We start from the raw sequence: 17223 nt of genomic DNA on the forward strand, positions 1-17223 counted from the left end.
ATGCGAGAGTAGGGAACTGCCAGGCATTATATAAGTGAAGAAGCCCCGCACGGAAGTGCGGGGCTTTTTTACGTCTGCAGATCGTGAAAAACACGCCGGATTACCCCCTTTTGTGCTTTCTCAGCCAGTCAGCAATGAAATCTGCAATGCGATCCGGACGATTTATATCCAGAACCGGTACGTTCAGCGCTAATTTGTGGTCGCTGGCGACGGCGATCACCTGTTCATCAAGCAACTCCTCGATCCCCCGCTTGATCCCGGCACGCCATAGAACAATTTTAGGCACCGGTTCTTCTTTAAAGCCCTCGACCAGCACTATCTCCAGTGCAGAGTGATCCATGCGGCTGAGCAGGTAAGGCAAATCAATCGACTGCTTTTCCGGCGTCTCACACATCAATGCCCATCGCTCTGAACTGGCCACCATCACCTGACTGGCTCCCGCTTTTCTGAGCAGATAGCTGTCTTTGCCTGGCGTATCCACATCCATCTGATGATGTGTGTGCTTAATCAGCCCGGCGCGAATCCTTTTACTGTTAAGAATCGGTATCACCTGCTGTAACAGTGTCGTTTTGCCAGTTCCACTCCAGCCAACAATCGCAAGTAAGGGTACTGACATATCAACCTCTCTCATTCAGTTGGTCAGGTGTATTGATATTGCGGAAAGCGGATTCATCATCATCCAACTGAACAGCATGGCCACCGTGATCGCGCAGAAAATGCATCAGACGTCGTTCACCAGCCTGAAGATAGTCATAGAGAGGTGCAGCCATATCACGGTGAATAAGGGCCAGCGTAGGATGATCGCGCGTCTGTGAGCGTACCCAGACGGCCGGTGCCTCTCCGCGTTGATCGACCAGCTTTTTCACGAAGTTAAGAGGCACTGCAGGCGTATCACAGGAGCAAAAAGCGGCCCATTCACCGTCGATGGCGAGCAATGCACTGTGGATGCCAGCCAGCGGCCCCGGATAATCATCAAAAATATCCTGCACGACCCGACACCCGCTTAACTGATAGCGATCAATATTACGATTAGCATTAATCATGACAATGTCGACTTGTGGCCTGAGCCGTTCAAAGACATGCTGATAAAGCGGCCTGCCATCCAGTTGCACTAATCCTTTGTCCTGACCACCCATACGGCGGCCCTGACCACCGGCCAGAATGATGCCGGTTAATATTGTCATGACTGTGCCCTCGCTGATGACGCACTGTGAATACGGGAGAAACCTGAATGAAATGCCATCGTTTAAACGAGTTGATCGAGTTGCTACAACCCGCCTGGCAAAAAGAGCCTGACCTGAATCTGGTCACATTTTTGCAGAAACTGGCTCAGGAATCTGGATTCCGTGGCCCGTTAAGTGAATTAACCGACGATGTATTAATTTACCATCTTAAATTGCGTGACTCAGCCAGCGATGATGAGATTCCTGGCCTGAAAAAAGACTATGAAGATGATTTCAAAACAGCCCTGCTCCGCGCAAGGGGTATCATTAAACAGGACGAGTAGTGTTATCCTTGGCTGCTATTTGCAAGGGCAACCACAGGTAACATGATGAGCGACGCTGCTTTTAACTTCGAGACATTGAATCCCGACGTATTGCTTGATGCGCTCTGGGATACAGGAATTCGCGTCGAATCAGGTCTGACAGCCCTGAACAGCTATGAGAACCGGGTTTATCAATTCAGCGATGATGAAAAACGTCGCTATGTCGCGAAGTTTTATCGCCCACAGCGCTGGCGTGCTGAACAGATTGCTGAAGAGCATCAGTATGCGCTTGATCTGCTGGCTGACGAGGTGCCCATCGCGGCGCCACTGCGGTTAAAGGACGAAACACTGCACAGCCACGCAGGCTTCTTCTTTGCCGTATTTCCCAGCCTGGGCGGACGGCAATATGAGACGGACAACGAAGATCAGATGGAATGGGTAGGCCGCTTCCTTGGCCGCATTCATCAGACCGGGCGTAAAGCGCTGTTTAGTCAGCGGCCGACGATAGGTCTGGATGAGTACCTGCATGAGCCCCGGCAGGTGCTGGAGCAATCACTACTAGTGCCTGCATCGCTTAAGGCTGCATTACTACAGGCGATCGATAAGCTGGGTAACGCGCTGCAGCAACAGTGGCACACTACGTGGGAGCCGCTACGATTACATGGCGACTGCCATCCGGGTAATATCCTGTGGCGTGATGGACCGCTGTTTGTCGATCTGGATGATGCCCGTAATGGCCCGGCGGTGCAGGATCTGTGGATGCTGATCAGCGGCGACAGACAGGAACAGCGTATTCAGTGGGATATTCTGCTGGAGGCTTACAGTGAATTCAGTGATTTTGATATTAATGAATTGTCACTGATTGAACCTTTACGCGCTATGCGCATGGTTTATTATCTGGCCTGGGTTGTCCGACGCTGGCTGGATCCCGCTTTTCCTCGCGCTTTCCCGTGGATGACAGATGAAGATTTCTGGCGCAGGCAAATTTCACTCTTTACCGAGCAGGAGAAGCTGTTGCAGGAACCTCCTCTACAGCTGACACCGCAATATTAATGACGTAGTCAGGAGAATTTTTCACGATGAAAAAAATTTGGTTTGCACTGATGGGTTTAGTGCTGGCATTCAGCGCATCTGCTGCCCAGTTCACTGAAGGTAAACAATATATAAGTCTGCCAAAACCCGTGGCCGGCGAACCTCAGGTGATGGAGTTCTTCTCCTTCTTCTGCCCGCACTGCTATCAGTTTGAACGTATTTATCACGTCAATGACGCGGTGAAAAAGAATCTGCCTGCTGACACCAAACTGGTGAAATACCACGTCGATTTCCTTGGGGGTGATCTGGGACCGGTTATGACACAGGCCTGGGCTGTTGCGATGGCGCTGGGCGTTGAAGATAAGGTGACAGTACCGATCTTTGATGGCATCCAGAAAACGCAGACCATCACCGATCCTGCCAGTCTGAAAGAGACCTTTGTCAAAGCGGCCGGTATCTCCGCTGCTGACTACGATGCTGCCTGGAACAGCTTCGCCGTAAAAGCGCTGGTTGCACAACAACAGAAAGCAGCTGCGGATGTTGATCTGCGCGGTGTACCAGCGATGTTCGTCAATGGCAAATATATGGTGAACAACGGCGGGCTCGATACCAGCTCTATGGACAATTTCGTTGCAGATTACGCGAACGTAGTTAAATTCCTCGTAAGCCAGAAGTAATCTGCCTTACTACCCCATTTAGCGCCAGCTCTGCTGGCGTTTTTTTATGCCATTGAACAGAGACGCAAATTTTGTCCATCTCCAGGGCATAAATTTAATATCCACACAAGGGATCGTGTAATTAAAATTGCCGATCGGGTCACGGAAATTAAATAAACCAATGAAAAATATACATTTTATTTAGAGTTAAAACATTTAATATCCTGAAATGCAGCGCGTTATAATTTTTACGCACAAAGTTATCCACAGAATGATCGTTGCGATCTTCCCTCCAGAACCGTCAAAAACGCTACATATCCTACGCCTTAGTTCACCATTTCCGCCAGCTTGTGGCATCCTTATAGACCAACCCATAGCAACGAAGACAACACAGACTTATGGCGCAAATAGCAGAAAATCCCCTCATTCTGGTTGATGGCTCATCCTATCTTTATCGCGCATATCATGCGTTTCCGCCGCTGACCAATAGTGCAGGTGAACCCACTGGCGCCATGTACGGCGTGCTCAACATGCTGAAAAGCCTGCTGGCGCAATACAATCCAAGTCACGTTGCTGTGGTGTTCGATGCCAAAGGCAAAACCTTCAGGGATGAGTTATTCGAGCATTACAAATCTCACCGTCCGCCGATGCCAGACGATCTGCGGGCGCAGATCGAGCCGCTGCATGAGATGGTGCGGGCGATGGGGCTGCCGTTGCTGGCTGTAAGCGGCGTTGAAGCCGATGATGTCATCGGTACGCTGGCGCTGGAAGCGGAGAAAAAGGGTCTCTCAGTACTGATCAGCACCGGCGACAAAGATATGGCGCAGCTGGTCACCCCAGCTATCACGCTGATTAACACCATGAGCAATACCATTCTGGGGCCTGAAGAGGTTGAGCAGAAATATGGTGTGCCGCCAGCCTTGATCATCGATTTTCTGGCCATGATGGGCGACAGCTCAGATAACATCCCAGGCGTGCCGGGTGTGGGTGAGAAAACCGCACAGGCTCTGCTGCAGGGTCTGGGCAGCATGCAGACGATTTATGACAATCTGGACAAGGTTGCCGATCTCGGATTTCGTGGTGCTAAAACCATGGCGACCAAACTTGAGCAGAATCGTGATGTGGCGTTTCTCTCCTATCAACTGGCGACTATCAAGACGGACGTTGAGCTGGCGCTGCCCTGTGAAGAGCTCACGGTCACTGAACCCAATGTCGAGGCACTGCAGGCCCTGTTCAGTCGTTATGAGTTCAAACGCTGGCTGAGTGACCTGCAGGACGGTAAATGGCTGCAGGGCAAAAAGAGTCATACTCAGGCGCAAACGGCGCTGTCCGATGAACCAGTCGCTGTGGTTGAAACCAGCAGCGTGTTACCGACCGAGGGTTATGTCACGATCCTGAATCAGGAACACTTTGATAGCTGGCTGGAGAAGCTGAAAAACAGCGAAGTGTTTGCCTTTGATCTGGAGACCGACGCGCTGGATACCCTGAGCGCTAACATCGTGGGTATCAGCTTCGCGGTAGCGCCCGGTGAAGCCGCTTACCTGCCGGTTGCTCATGACTATCTTGATGCGCCTGATCAACTGGATCGTGCAGCCGTTCTGGCACAGCTCAAGCCTCTGCTGGAAGATGAAAACGCCTGGAAAGTGGGCCAGAACCTGAAATACGATCGTGGCGTCCTGAAGAACTACGACATTGAACTGGCCGGTATCAAATTCGACACCATGCTTGAGTCCTATATTCTCAACAGCGTGGTGGGTAAGCATGACATGGATAGCCTGGCCGCTCGCTGGCTTAACCATAAAACGGTCACCTTCCAGGAGATCGCCGGTAAAGGCAAAAATCAGCTGACGTTCAATCAAATCGCGTTAGAGCAGGCATCCCATTATGCTGCTGAAGATGCCGATGTGACTTTGCAGTTGCATCTGAAGATGTGGCCAGAGCTGGAGAAAGAAGCAGGCCCGAAAAAAGTCTTCGAGCAGATTGAGATGCCGTTACTGACGGTGATTTCCCGGATAGAGCGCAATGGGGTGCTAATCGATCAATCCATCCTGGCGCAACACTCTAAAGAGCTGACTGCCCGACTGGCGGAGCTGGAGTTAAAGGCGCATGAGCTGGCAGGCGAACCCTTTAATCTCTCATCCACCAAACAGCTTCAGGTGATCCTGTTTGAAAAGCAGGGGATTAAACCCACTAAGAAAACACCCGGCGGTGCGCCTTCAACCAGTGAAGAGGTGTTAGCTGAGCTGGCACTTGATTATCCGTTGCCTAAAGTGATTCTGGAGCATCGCGGCTTATCCAAACTCAAGTCGACCTATACGGATAAATTACCGCTGATGATTAATCCGATAAGCGGGCGCGTGCATACTTCTTATCATCAGGCTGTTACCGCTACCGGACGCTTATCTTCTGCCGATCCGAATCTGCAAAACATCCCGGTGCGTAATGACGAAGGACGCCGAATCCGTCAGGCATTTATCGCGGCTAAAGGCCATCGCATCGTGGCGGCAGACTATTCACAGATCGAACTGCGTATCATGGCGCATCTCTCCCAGGACAAAGGATTGCTGGACGCGTTTGCCCAGGGCGAAGATATTCACCGCGCCACGGCATCCGAAGTGTTTGGTGTGGCGCTGGATAAGGTCAACGGCGAACAGCGTCGCAGCGCCAAAGCGATCAACTTTGGTCTGATTTATGGCATGAGTGCCTTTGGTCTGTCGCGTCAGCTGAATATCGGTGCGGGCGAAGCTAAAAAGTATATGGACCTCTACTTTGAACGCTATCCGGGTGTACTGCGCTATATGGAGAACACCCGCCAGCTGGCAGCGAGTAATGGCTATGTGGAAACGCTTGAAGGCCGTCGACTGTGGCTGCCAGATATTAAATCCAGCAACGCGATTCGCCGGAAAGCCGCAGAACGTGCCGCGATCAATGCGCCAATGCAGGGAACAGCAGCGGACATTATCAAGCGCGCGATGATTGCCGTGGATAACTGGCTGGAACAGCAAAACGACAATGCCGTCAGAATGATCATGCAGGTTCACGATGAACTGGTGTTCGAAGTCAAAGCCGAGGCGGTTGAAGAGGCGAGCCAGAAAATCCGTGCGCTGATGGAGGGTAGCGTGCAGCTCGACGTACCTTTACTGGTTGAAGTCGGTGTGGGTGACAACTGGGATGAAGCCCACTGATTCGATGCGTGTGGTCGGTTCTGAAGAACTGAATCGGCCCTGAATCAGGTATAAGAAAATCGTTTAGTTGACCGGTTTAGCGTGGTCAACGCTGGAACTGAGATAAAGCGCTTTTCTAACTGCTTATCGTCTAAACACTTTTTTCGTCATTAAACTACATCGCAACGCTATTTTTGTGACGTGCATGGTAAAAAAAGCCCTGTTTGATGTAAGTAAGCAACAAAAAAGCCTTTGTCACGCACAGAAAATCAGGTAAAGTTCGTCGCGTAGGGTACAGAGGTAAGATGTTCTATCTTTCAGACCTTTTACTTCACGTAATCGGATTTGGCTGAATTTAGCCGCCCCAGTCATTCTGTGACTGGGGCGTTTTTTATTGGGCTTTTGGTACCGCCAGCTTTAGCGGCACAGGGTGGTTACTTACTCTTCCGCGCCCTGATCCTCAACCGCCGGCTCAAGCGTATTAAACCAGCTGTCCAGCTTCTGACGAACCTTATCCACGCCGATTTTCTTCAGCGATGAGAAGAGTTCTACCTGAACATCACCAACAAATTCGAGTGCGGCTTCACGCACGACAGTGAGCTGCGCTTTACGGGCACCGGAGGCCAGTTTGTCTGCTTTAGTCAGGAGCAACAGCACCGGAATTCCGCTTTCTACGGACCACTGAATCATCTGACGGTCGAGATCTTTCAGCGGATGACGGATATCCATCAGGATCACCAGGCCTTTCAGCGCCTGACGTTTTTGCAGATATTCACCTAGCGCGCGCTGCCACTTCAGCTTCATCTCTTCCGGCACTTCGGCATAACCGTAACCGGGCAGGTCGACCAGACGCTTACCTTCTTTCACTTCAAACAGGTTAATCAACTGCGTACGTCCCGGCGTTTTACTGGTACGCGCCAGACCTTTCTGATTGGTTAACGTATTCAGCGCACTCGATTTTCCCGCGTTCGAGCGACCAGCAAAAGCCACTTCAATTCCGGTATCGGCAGGCAGATGGCGAATATCCGGCGCGCTCATGACAAAGTGGGTAACGTGATAATTCAATTCAGACAAGGTGACACTCCAGAAAACGCATTAAGGCAATGCGGGCGATTATACGCGTTATGGCGCTAAAGTGCTCAACCGCGTCTCATTGGCCAGCTTTGTAAGAGATTTGCCATTAAGGCTGCGGGTTATTTCGCTTTTTACTTTAATTACTAAAAATAAAAATTCATATGATTCAATTTATTAAGATAAATCGTTCTTTTTTCGAACGAACTATTTGTGGCACTGGCTTGAGGCTTTTACCAGTTGGTCTACATTAATGTGCAGTGCACGGCAGCACCCATCAGGATGATGCGCATCAGGGATGCCAGGAGGGTTTTGAGCGGTGGAATGGAAATGGGTCAGGGATTGCGGACCCGACAGGGATAAGGAAAAGCTCAGGAGTTGAGCAGGCGCGGGATTGACCGGGATGTTACGAGCCGAAAAGGATTTAAAACATGATTCCTTCCTATGAAGGTATGAAATAAGGCGACAGCTTGAGCTGTCGCCTTTTTTCTTTGTCTACTTTCTGCTAGATTTCGCCGCAATTCTATACTGAATAAAAAAAGCCGGGACCGAATACTATGAAGCAACCTGCACGAGCTGCTCACGGCAAACCTGCCGTCAAAGCCAAACGCAAATCGCGTGACGATATCAACCATGAAGCACGCGATCGTAAACGTGATAAAAAGCATCGCGGACATGCATCTGGCAGCCGTGCTAATCCGGCGGCGTCCGAAAGCAATGGCGGAAGTCAGGCGAAGAACGTGAAAGATCCCCGCATCGGCAGTAAAAAACCGGTGACCCTGATTGCTGAGGGGAAAACCGCAGCCGTTAAGCCAAAGAAAAGCGTCGAAAAACCGGCAGCTGAGAAGAAAGTGCGTCTGACGCCAGAAGAAGAGCTGGCGAAGCTGGAAAATGATGAGCGTCTGGATGCGCTGCTGGATCGGCTGGAAAATGGCGAAACGCTGTCAGCTGAAGATCAGGGCTGGCTGGATGCCTCGCTGGACCGTATCGACGAACTGATGGAGCAGTTAGGCATTGTGATGGATGATGCTGAAGATGAGCAGGCTGAAGAAGATATGTACCGTCTGCTGAAGGGCAACTAAGCAAATTTGATCGGCATGCTGTTTCAGCATGCCGTGCTTATCAGGTAAACGACAATGTTTTGGCCTGGATCAATTTTCGCGCTGCTGGTGACATGTTATCTGCTGTGGTTATTGTTTAAACTACGACGCCTGTCGCGGCTGAAGCAGCGTTTACGTCGGGTCTCAACCCGCACACCTTTCATCTCCTCTTCTTCGCGACCTTCTCTCAGACGACGTCATCGGAAGGAGTGAGCATGCCATCGCAGCAGATTGAGTGGGATCAGGCGTTAATTGAAAAGTACAATTACGCTGGCCCGCGTTACACCTCTTATCCCACCGCGCTGGAGTTCAGCGAGCAGTACGCGGAAACTGATTTCCAGCGTGCCGTGGCGCGTTATCCTGATCGTCCGCTGTCGCTCTATGTCCATATTCCCTTCTGCCATCGTCTCTGCTACTTCTGCGGCTGCAATAAGATTGTGACGCGTCAGCGCCACAAAGCGGACCGTTATCTGGATGTACTTGAGCAGGAAATTATTCAGCGTGCGCCGCTGTTTCGTCAGCGTCAGGTCACGCAACTTCACTGGGGCGGCGGCACGCCAACTTTTCTCGACAATGCACAGATTTCGCGGCTGGTGGGTTTGCTGAAGCAGCACTTCAGCGTGGCCGATGATGCCGAAATGTCGATCGAGGTTGATCCCCGGGAAATTGAGCTGGATGTGATTGATCACCTGCGATCGCTGGGGTTCAATCGTCTGAGTATGGGCGTGCAGGATTTCAATAAATCGGTGCAGGAACAGGTTAACCGGGTGCAGGACGAAGAGGTGATTTTTGCCCTGATGGCGCGTGCCCGTGAACAGGGCTTTAGTTCAACCAGCATCGACCTGATCTATGGTTTGCCCCTGCAAACTCCCGCCAGCTTTGCCTGGACGCTGGAGCGGGTCCTGGCACTGAGCCCGGATCGCCTTAGCGTGTTTAACTATGCGCATCTGCCGGCGATGTTCGCGGCGCAGCGTAAAATTAAAGAGGATGAACTGCCCTCCGCTGAGCAAAAGCTGGATATCCTGCAGCAGACCATCGCGACGCTGACTCAGCAGGGCTACCAGTTTATCGGAATGGATCACTTTGCGAAGCCGCAGGATGAGCTGGCCATCGCGCAGCGTGAAGGGCAGTTGCATCGCAATTTCCAGGGATACACGACGCAGGGCGACAGTGACTTACTGGGGCTTGGCGTCTCTGCCATCAGCATGATTGGCGACAGTTATGCGCAGAACCAGAAAGACCTGAATACCTGGTACAGCAGTGTGGAACAGCAGGGAAATGGCCTGTGGCGTGGCATCGCCTTAACCGATGATGATTGTCTGCGGCGTGACGTGATTAAGACACTGATTTGTAACTTCTCGCTGGATTTTGCCGCGACAGAAGCGCAATGGAACATTCGCTTCAGCGACTATTTTGCTGAGGATCTGGCGCTGCTGAAACCGTTAATCGCTGACGGGCTGGTGGTACAAACGGCTGGCGGGCTTGAGGTGACGGGGATTGGCCGGTTACTGATCCGCAATATCTGTATGTGCTTTGATCGCTATCTGCGTCAGAAAGCACGTCAGCAGCAGTTTTCCCGCGTTATCTGAAGAAACGGGCTGGCAGATCACGCCAGCCCGTACCGAACCGCTTATTCCATGCCAAGCTCTTTCAGCTTGCGCGTCAGCGTATTTCGTCCCCAGCCCAGTAAACGTGCCGCTTCCTGCTTGTGGCCTTGCGTATGCCGCAGCGCAGTGGTGAGCAGCGTACGCTCCATCTCTGGCTGTGCTTCCGAGAGCAGATTCTGATGACCGGAACGCAGGGCGCGATCGGCCCACTGTGCCAACAGCGTTGCCCAGCTGTCAGGCAGCGACTGCACTGGATTTTCCGGGGTACTGGATTCAAACAGCTCCCCAGGCAGGTCCTGAATCAATACTTCCTGACCCGCAGCCATCACGGTCAGCCAGCGACAGGTGTTCTCCAGCTGACGCACGTTACCGGACCAGTGCAGCCGGGTTAAGGCTGTTTCGGTTTCCGGATGCAGAATCTTCGCTTCCACGCCCAGCTCACGGGCCGCGACCTGCAGGAAGTAACGCGCCAGACGCGGGATGTCCTCGCGACGCTCACGCAGCGGCGGCAAATGCACACGAATCACATTCAGGCGGTGGAACAGATCCTCACGGAACTTGCCTTCCTGTACACGTAATTCCAGGTTCTGGTGGGTTGCCGCGATGATACGCACATCCACTTTCACCGGCGCATAGCCACCGACGCGATAGAACTGACCATCGGCCAGCACGCGCAGCAGACGGGTCTGCACATCCAGTGGCATATCACCAATCTCATCCAGGAACAGCGTGCCGCCATCCGCCTGTTCAAAACGGCCCTGACGAATCTGGTTTGCCCCGGTAAAGGCACCTTTCTCGTGACCAAACAGTTCTGACTCAATCAAATCTTTGGGTATTGCCGCCATGTTCAGCGCGATAAAAGGCGCTTTAGTACGGGGGCTGTGGCGATGCAGCGCATGGGCCACCAGCTCTTTACCGGTACCGGACTCGCCGTTAATCAGCACACTGATCGAAGAGCGCGATAACCGTCCGATGATACGGAACACATCCTGCATCGCGGGGGCTTCACCGATGATATCGGTGGTCGGTCCGCTGACCGGCTGATTACGCGGTTGCTGCTGCTCCTGATAGTGGCTTATAGCTCGTTCTACCAGCGCAACCGCTTCGTCGATATCGAACGGTTTAGGCAGGTAATCGAATGCACCCTGCTGATAGGCACTGACGGCGGCGTCCAGATCCGAATGCGCTGTCATTATGATGACCGGAAGCATTGGATGCCGCTGTTTTATCTGCTTCAGCAGTGCCAGGCCATCCATACCCGGCATGCGAATGTCTGACAGTAAAACGTCCGGGGTTTTGGTCGAGAGGGCATCCAGCACCTCGCTTGCGCTATCAAAAGTCGCACAGCTCAAACCGGCTCCAGTGAGCGCGCGTTCAAGCACCCAGCGGATGGAGCTATCGTCATCGACGATCCAGACTATCCCTCGTTGCATAGAAACCTCACTGGCGAATAGGCAGGTAAACCGAAAACTCGGTGTGTCCTGGCCAACTGTTAAATTCTATTTTTCCTGAATGTTGATCAATCAGGCTACGGGCGATGGAGAGGCCTAAACCGGTTCCGCCTTCACGTCCGCTGACCATCGGATAAAACAGCGTATCCTGCAGCTGGGCCGGAATGCCGGGGCCATCATCTTCAATATCTATACGTGCCACCAGGCGATAACGCGTGCCGTGCAGCGTCAGCTGGAAAGCCGTGCGGGTGCGGATAATAATGGTGCCGCCGTCGTCGCCCAGCGCCTGAAGCGCATTGCGCACCACGTTAAGCAGCACCTGTTCGATCTGGTCGGGGTCGTGCGGCAGTTCCGGCAGGCTGGGATCATAATCCCGCACCAGCGAGACGTTCTCCGGCAGCTCCATCGAAACCAGATTCACCACTCGTTCAGCGACCTGATGAATGCTCTGCGTGATGTGCATGCCCGGCTGCTGCGGCCCTAACAGACGATCAACGAGATTCCGCAACCGGTCGGCCTGTTCAATAATCACTTTGGTGTATTCGTTCAGCGAGGGATCGGGCAGGGCGCGGGATAAAAGCTGTGCCGCGCCGCGCAATCCGCCCAGCGGATTTTTAATCTCATGGGCCAGGCCGCGAACCAGATCGCGAGCGGCCACCTGCTGGGCGTGCTGTAACTGCTCCTGACTGAGGCGACGCTGATTATCCATCGGCGCCATCTCCATCAGAATTAAGCCATCGGGTAACCGCTGGGCGGTCAGCGACATAATGTGTGCGCGACCATCTACCACCAGCGTGACCTCACTGTCAGTAAATCCCTGGCCAGCCTCAAGACTCTCTCGCATCACCTCGATATTCAGCGAAAAGTAGCCAGTTAATTCCGGTAACGGCGTGCCGAACAGTTTGCGTGAGCTTTGCGCCAGTAATTGCTGCGCCGCCGGGTTGGCGTAATGAATAACCAGATCGTTATCCACCAACAAAATACTGTTGATTAAAGCGTTGAGAATCTGCCCTGCATCGGGCAGAGAGCCAGTTGCCATAAAACGTTCCTCTGCACCAACCCGGTGCATTTTAGTCTTAAAGCCGAAAGGAGGGCGAATGAACGGTGAATTCGCGGAGAAAAAAGCCCATCCGAAGATGGGCTAAAAGTTTCCACGGCAACAAAATCGTTTGACCAGTTAAACGCTGTAGTAAAGCTCGAACTCAACCGGGTGTGGCGTCATGCGAACGCGATCCATCTCTGCTTTACGCAGTTCGATGTAAGCATCGATCGATTCGTCAGTGAATACACCACCGCGGGTCAGGAACTCGCGATCTTCGTTCAGTGCATTCAGCGCTTCTTCCAGAGAGCCTGCAACTTTTGGAATCTCAGCTTCTTCTTCCGGCGGCAGGTCATACAGGTTCTTATCCATAGCATCGCCAGGATGGATTTTGTTGATGATGCCATCCAGGCCAGCCATCAGCAGTGCGGTGAACGCCAGATATGGGTTAGCCGCTGGGTCCGGGAAGCGTGCTTCGATACGACGGGCTTTCGGGCTGGCAACAACCGGGATGCGGATTGAAGCTGAACGGTTACGGGCAGAGTAAGCCAGCATAACAGGTGCTTCATAACCCGGGACCAGACGCTTGTAAGAGTTGGTGGTCGGGTTCGCCAGGGCGTTAATCGCTTTAGCATGCTTGATGATGCCGCCGATGTAGAACAGCGCCATTTCAGACAGGCCGCCGTACTTATCGCCAGCAAACAGGTTCTGGCCACCTTTAGAGAGTGACATATGGCAGTGCATGCCCGAACCGTTGTCGCCAAACATTGGCTTCGGCATAAAGGTCGCGGTTTTACCATAAGCGTGCGCAACGTTGTGGACGACATATTTGTAGATCTGAATTTCGTCGGCTTTTTTGGTCATGGTATTGAAGCGGGTTGCCACTTCGTTCTGACCCGCAGTCGCCACTTCGTGGTGATGCGCTTCAACCACCAGGCCCATCTGCTCCATTGTCAGACACATGGCAGAACGGATGTCCTGTGATGAGTCGACTGGTGGAACCGGGAAGTAGCCGCCTTTCAGACCTGGACGGTGACCTTTGTTACCGCCTTCATACTCTTTACCGGTGTTCCATGCCGCTTCGATATCGTCGATAGCCACATGTGAACCGGACGTTGATGAACCGAAACGGATGTCATCGAACAGGAAGAATTCTGGTTCTGGTCCAAACAGCACGGTATCCGCGATGCCGGAAGAGCGCAGGTAATCTTCAGCGCGCTTAGCGATAGAACGTGGATCGCGGTCGTAGCCCTGCATGGTGCCTGGCTCAAGAATGTCACAACGGATGATCAGTGTAGAATCTTCGAAGAAAGGATCCATGACCGCCGTAGTGGCGTCAGGCATCAGCACCATGTCTGATTCATTAATGCCTTTCCAGCCGCCAATAGACGAACCATCGAACATTTTGCCTTCTTCGAAGAAGTCAGCATTAACCTGGTGAGCAGGGATCGTAACGTGCTGTTCTTTACCTTTGGTATCGGTAAAACGCAGGTCAACAAACTTAACTTCATGCTCGTTCATCATCGAGAGAACGTGTTCAGCGGACATACTCAACTCTCCTGGAAATGGTCTTTCATTATCTACATGGCGAGGAAACGTCGTTTCCGGAATCCGTTGCGGGAAAACAACTCCCTGACCAACATCTTCCGGCACGCTCTTCAACCGACATCTGACTGGCGTTTACGCTTGATTTAGATAAAGCGAATTCTGTGCCAACTTTCCCGATGTTGCTTAAATCGCCTTGTGCTGCACCTTTTTGTCATAAAGCGGCTGCACCACCGTGGTTTCGTTGCACCATGGTGGTGCTTTATGGCGATCTTAAGGCACTATTTTGGTGCATAAGACCAACTTAGTGCATTTTCTGCACCGGGAACAGGGCAAATTTGCGTCTATTCAATAAACTTTCAGTGAAAAGTGTGATGGTGTTCAGTCTTCCGCTTAATCAGTGTACAATAACGCGCTATTTCTAATGCCTGAGGCAAAGCTGTGATCGAAAATTTGCGTAACATCGCCATCATCGCGCACGTTGACCATGGAAAGACCACCCTGGTTGACAAACTGCTGCAACAATCCGGTACATTTGATGCCCGTACCGAAGCAACAGAGCGCGTGATGGACTCCAATGATTTGGAGAAAGAGCGTGGGATTACCATCCTCGCAAAAAACACCGCCATTAAGTGGAATGACTACCGTATCAACATCGTTGATACCCCAGGACACGCCGACTTCGGTGGTGAAGTTGAGCGCGTCATGTCCATGGTGGACTCGGTGCTGCTGGTTGTAGATGCGATGGATGGCCCTATGCCGCAAACCCGCTTCGTGACCAAAAAAGCGTTCGCGCATGGTCTGAAGCCGATTGTGGTTATCAACAAAGTAGACCGCCCTGGTGCGCGTCCGGATTGGGTTGTTGATCAGGTTTTTGACCTGTTCGTAAACCTGGATGCCACTGACGAGCAGCTCGACTTCCCTATCATTTTCGCCTCCGCGCTGAATGGTATTGCAGGTCTTGAGCACACCGACATGGCTGACGATATGACCCCGCTGTACCAGGCAATCGTTGACCACGTTGCGCCTCCGCAGGTTGAGGCTGATGCCCCACTGCAGATGCAAATCTCTCAGCTGGACTACAACAACTACCTGGGCGTGATCGGTATCGGTCGTATCAAGCGCGGTAAAGTTAAGCCTAACCAGCAAGTCACTATTATCGATAGCGAAGGCAAAACCCGTAACGGTAAAGTCGGTAAAGTCCTGACTCACCTGGGTCTTGAGCGTATCGACAGCGATCTGGCAGAAGCGGGCGATATCATTGCTATCACCGGTCTGGGCGAGCTGAACATCTCTGACACTATCTGTGATCCACAGAACGTGCAGGCGCTGCCAGCACTGAGCGTCGATGAGCCAACCGTAACCATGTTCTTTAACGTCAACACCTCACCGTTCTGCGGTAAAGAAGGTAAGTACGTGACTTCACGTCAGATCCTTGAGCGTCTGAACAAAGAACTGGTTCACAACGTGGCTCTGCGTGTTGAAGAAACCGAAGATTCTGACGCCTTCCGCGTATCAGGTCGTGGTGAACTTCACCTCTCTGTTCTGATCGAAAACATGCGTCGTGAAGGTTTCGAGCTGGCGGTATCCCGTCCGAAAGTTATCTTCCGTGAAATCGATGGCCGTAAACAAGAGCCATTCGAGAACGTCACGCTGGATATCGAAGAGAGCAGTCAGGGTTCAGTCATGCAAGCCATGGGTGAGCGTAAGGGCGATCTGAAAAACATGGATCCGGATGGTAAAGGCCGCGTACGTCTCGACTACGTGATCCCAAGCCGTGGCCTGATCGGCTTCCGTAACGAATTCATGACCATGACTTCCGGTACCGGTCTGCTCTATTCTACCTTCAGCCACTACGATGACGTTCGTCCGGGCGAAGTGGGCCAGCGTCAGAACGGCGTATTGATCTCCAACGGTCAGGGTAAAGCAGTTGCGTTTGCGCTGTTCAGCCTGCAGGACCGCGGTAAGCTGTTCCTGGGTCACGGTGCAGAAGTCTATGAAGGCCAGATTATCGGTATTCACAGCCGTTCTAACGACCTGACAGTTAACTGTCTGACCGGTAAGAAACTGACCAACATGCGTGCTTCAGGTACTGATGAAGCAACGACTCTGGTTCCGCCAATCAAGATGACCCTTGAGCAGGCGATCGAGTTTATCGATGATGACGAACTGGTAGAAGTAACACCACAGTCAGTGCGTATCCGTAAACGCCACCTGACTGAAAACGACCGTAAACGTGCATCACGTGGTCCTAAAGACGCATAATTGCGGCTTTAACTGATAAAGAGCCCCGCTTGCGGGGCTTTTTTTTGCCTGAAATCCCTGCCTCTTCAGCCGGGCCAGCGATTATTCATGGGATATGTCACGCTTTTTACCTACCCGCTGCCGTTTACGCTTTTCTCTCCGCGAGTGCCTGTTCAGCCTGCACTTTTGCCGCTAGAGTGAATACTCCAGGGAACAGAAGGAGACACACCATGCTGTATATCTTTGATTTGGGCAATGTGATTATCGATATCGACTTTAACCGCGTGCTGGGTGTCTGGAGTGATCTTAGTCGTGTGCCGCTGGCCTCGCTGCAAAGCCATTTCCAGATGGATGAAGCGTTTGAACAACACGAACGTGGCGAGATCAGCGATGAAGATTTCGCGCTGGCACTGTGTGAAAAGTTGGAAATCGCGCTGAGCTATGAACAGTTCGCGGCTGGCTGGCAGGCGGTCTTCGTCGACGTACGTCCGGAAATCCTGGCGCTGATGAACCGGCTGCGGCTGGAAGGGCATCGGGTGGTGATTCTCTCTAACACCAACAAGCTGCATTGCGACTTCTGGCCGACACAGTATCCGGATGTGCAGCAGGCGGCAGATAAAATCTATCTCTCCCAGGAGCTGGGCATGCGTAAACCGGAAGCCCGGATTTATCAGCATGTGCTTGACGCCGAAGGTGTGACTGCCGATCAGGCGATGTTCTTTGATGATAATCCACAGAATATTGAGGCGGCCCGCGCCATGGGTATAGAAAGTGTACTGGTTACTGACAGTAAAACGGTACCCAACTGGTTTGCAGGTCTACAGTAAC

The 17223-nt window shown here is 52.3% G+C and carries 15 protein-coding genes; 9 read left to right on the forward strand and 6 right to left on the reverse strand.

Going from position 1 to position 17223, the window contains the following annotated elements:
* Window positions 1–100: 100 nt before the first annotated feature.
* Window positions 101–616 carry a molybdopterin-guanine dinucleotide biosynthesis protein MobB gene (gene mobB, locus AC2LB6_RS19885; protein ID WP_490094830.1) on the reverse strand — a complete coding sequence of 172 codons (516 nt, stop codon included), beginning with the start codon at window positions 614–616 and terminating at the stop codon, window positions 101–103.
* 1 nt (window position 617) lies between these two features.
* Window positions 618–1184 carry a molybdenum cofactor guanylyltransferase MobA gene (gene mobA, locus AC2LB6_RS19890; protein ID WP_490094831.1) on the reverse strand — a complete coding sequence of 189 codons (567 nt, stop codon included), beginning with the start codon at window positions 1182–1184 and terminating at the stop codon, window positions 618–620.
* Between the two features lie 47 nt (window positions 1185–1231).
* On the opposite strand from mobA, the gene AC2LB6_RS19895 reads away from it, so the two are divergent.
* The 5 genes from AC2LB6_RS19895 (at window position 1232) to spfP (ending at window position 6691) form a co-directional block, all read left to right on the forward strand.
* On the forward strand, window positions 1232–1507 hold the full coding sequence (locus AC2LB6_RS19895) for a YihD family protein (RefSeq protein WP_490094832.1): 276 nt from the start codon (window positions 1232–1234) through the stop codon (window positions 1505–1507).
* A gap of 45 nt (window positions 1508–1552) precedes the next feature.
* Complete coding sequence (locus AC2LB6_RS19900) at window positions 1553–2539, forward strand: serine/threonine protein kinase (protein ID WP_490094860.1); 987 nt, start codon at window positions 1553–1555, stop codon at window positions 2537–2539.
* A gap of 26 nt (window positions 2540–2565) precedes the next feature.
* Window positions 2566–3195, forward strand: a complete 630-nt coding sequence (dsbA, locus tag AC2LB6_RS19905; RefSeq protein WP_490094833.1) for a thiol:disulfide interchange protein DsbA — start codon at window positions 2566–2568, stop codon at window positions 3193–3195.
* Window positions 3196–3572: 377 nt separating this feature from the next.
* Window positions 3573–6359 (forward strand): DNA polymerase I, encoded by a 2787-nt coding sequence (polA, locus tag AC2LB6_RS19910; RefSeq protein WP_490094834.1) that lies wholly within the window; start codon window positions 3573–3575, stop codon window positions 6357–6359.
* 284 nt (window positions 6360–6643) lie between these two features.
* Window positions 6644–6691 (forward strand): small protein SpfP, encoded by a 48-nt coding sequence (spfP, locus tag AC2LB6_RS19915; protein WP_071892919.1) that lies wholly within the window; start codon window positions 6644–6646, stop codon window positions 6689–6691.
* An 85-nt stretch (window positions 6692–6776) separates the two neighbouring features.
* Here spfP and yihA read toward each other — a convergent pair whose 3' ends face one another.
* A complete protein-coding gene (gene yihA, locus AC2LB6_RS19920; protein WP_490094835.1) occupies window positions 6777–7412 on the reverse strand; it encodes a ribosome biogenesis GTP-binding protein YihA/YsxC in 636 nt (211 codons plus the stop codon).
* A gap of 554 nt (window positions 7413–7966) precedes the next feature.
* Here yihA and yihI point away from each other — a divergent pair.
* Complete coding sequence (gene yihI / locus AC2LB6_RS19925) at window positions 7967–8491, forward strand: Der GTPase-activating protein YihI (RefSeq protein WP_490094836.1); 525 nt, start codon at window positions 7967–7969, stop codon at window positions 8489–8491.
* Between the two features lie 233 nt (window positions 8492–8724).
* A complete protein-coding gene (hemN, locus tag AC2LB6_RS19930) occupies window positions 8725–10098 on the forward strand; it encodes an oxygen-independent coproporphyrinogen III oxidase (RefSeq protein ID WP_490094837.1) in 1374 nt (457 codons plus the stop codon).
* Window positions 10099–10139: 41 nt separating this feature from the next.
* Here hemN and glnG read toward each other — a convergent pair whose 3' ends face one another.
* From glnG to glnA, 3 genes are all read right to left on the reverse strand, one after another.
* Entirely contained in the window at window positions 10140–11549 is a 1410-nt protein-coding gene (glnG, locus tag AC2LB6_RS19935; RefSeq protein WP_010258440.1) for a nitrogen regulation protein NR(I), read from the reverse strand.
* A gap of 7 nt (window positions 11550–11556) precedes the next feature.
* Window positions 11557–12606 carry a nitrogen regulation protein NR(II) gene (gene glnL, locus AC2LB6_RS19940; RefSeq protein ID WP_008926971.1) on the reverse strand — a complete coding sequence of 350 codons (1050 nt, stop codon included), beginning with the start codon at window positions 12604–12606 and terminating at the stop codon, window positions 11557–11559.
* Between the two features lie 138 nt (window positions 12607–12744).
* Window positions 12745–14154 carry a glutamate--ammonia ligase gene (gene glnA, locus AC2LB6_RS19945; protein ID WP_013359533.1) on the reverse strand — a complete coding sequence of 470 codons (1410 nt, stop codon included), beginning with the start codon at window positions 14152–14154 and terminating at the stop codon, window positions 12745–12747.
* A gap of 438 nt (window positions 14155–14592) precedes the next feature.
* Here glnA and typA point away from each other — a divergent pair, with 438 nt between their 5' ends.
* Window positions 14593–16416 carry a ribosome-dependent GTPase TypA gene (gene typA / locus AC2LB6_RS19950; protein ID WP_490094838.1) on the forward strand — a complete coding sequence of 608 codons (1824 nt, stop codon included), beginning with the start codon at window positions 14593–14595 and terminating at the stop codon, window positions 16414–16416.
* A gap of 209 nt (window positions 16417–16625) precedes the next feature.
* A complete protein-coding gene (gene yihX, locus AC2LB6_RS19955) occupies window positions 16626–17222 on the forward strand; it encodes a glucose-1-phosphatase (RefSeq protein WP_490094839.1) in 597 nt (198 codons plus the stop codon).
* The last annotated feature ends 1 nt before the right edge of the window (window position 17223 follow it).

Source organism: Pantoea sp. RCC30.1, from assembly GCF_058148845.1.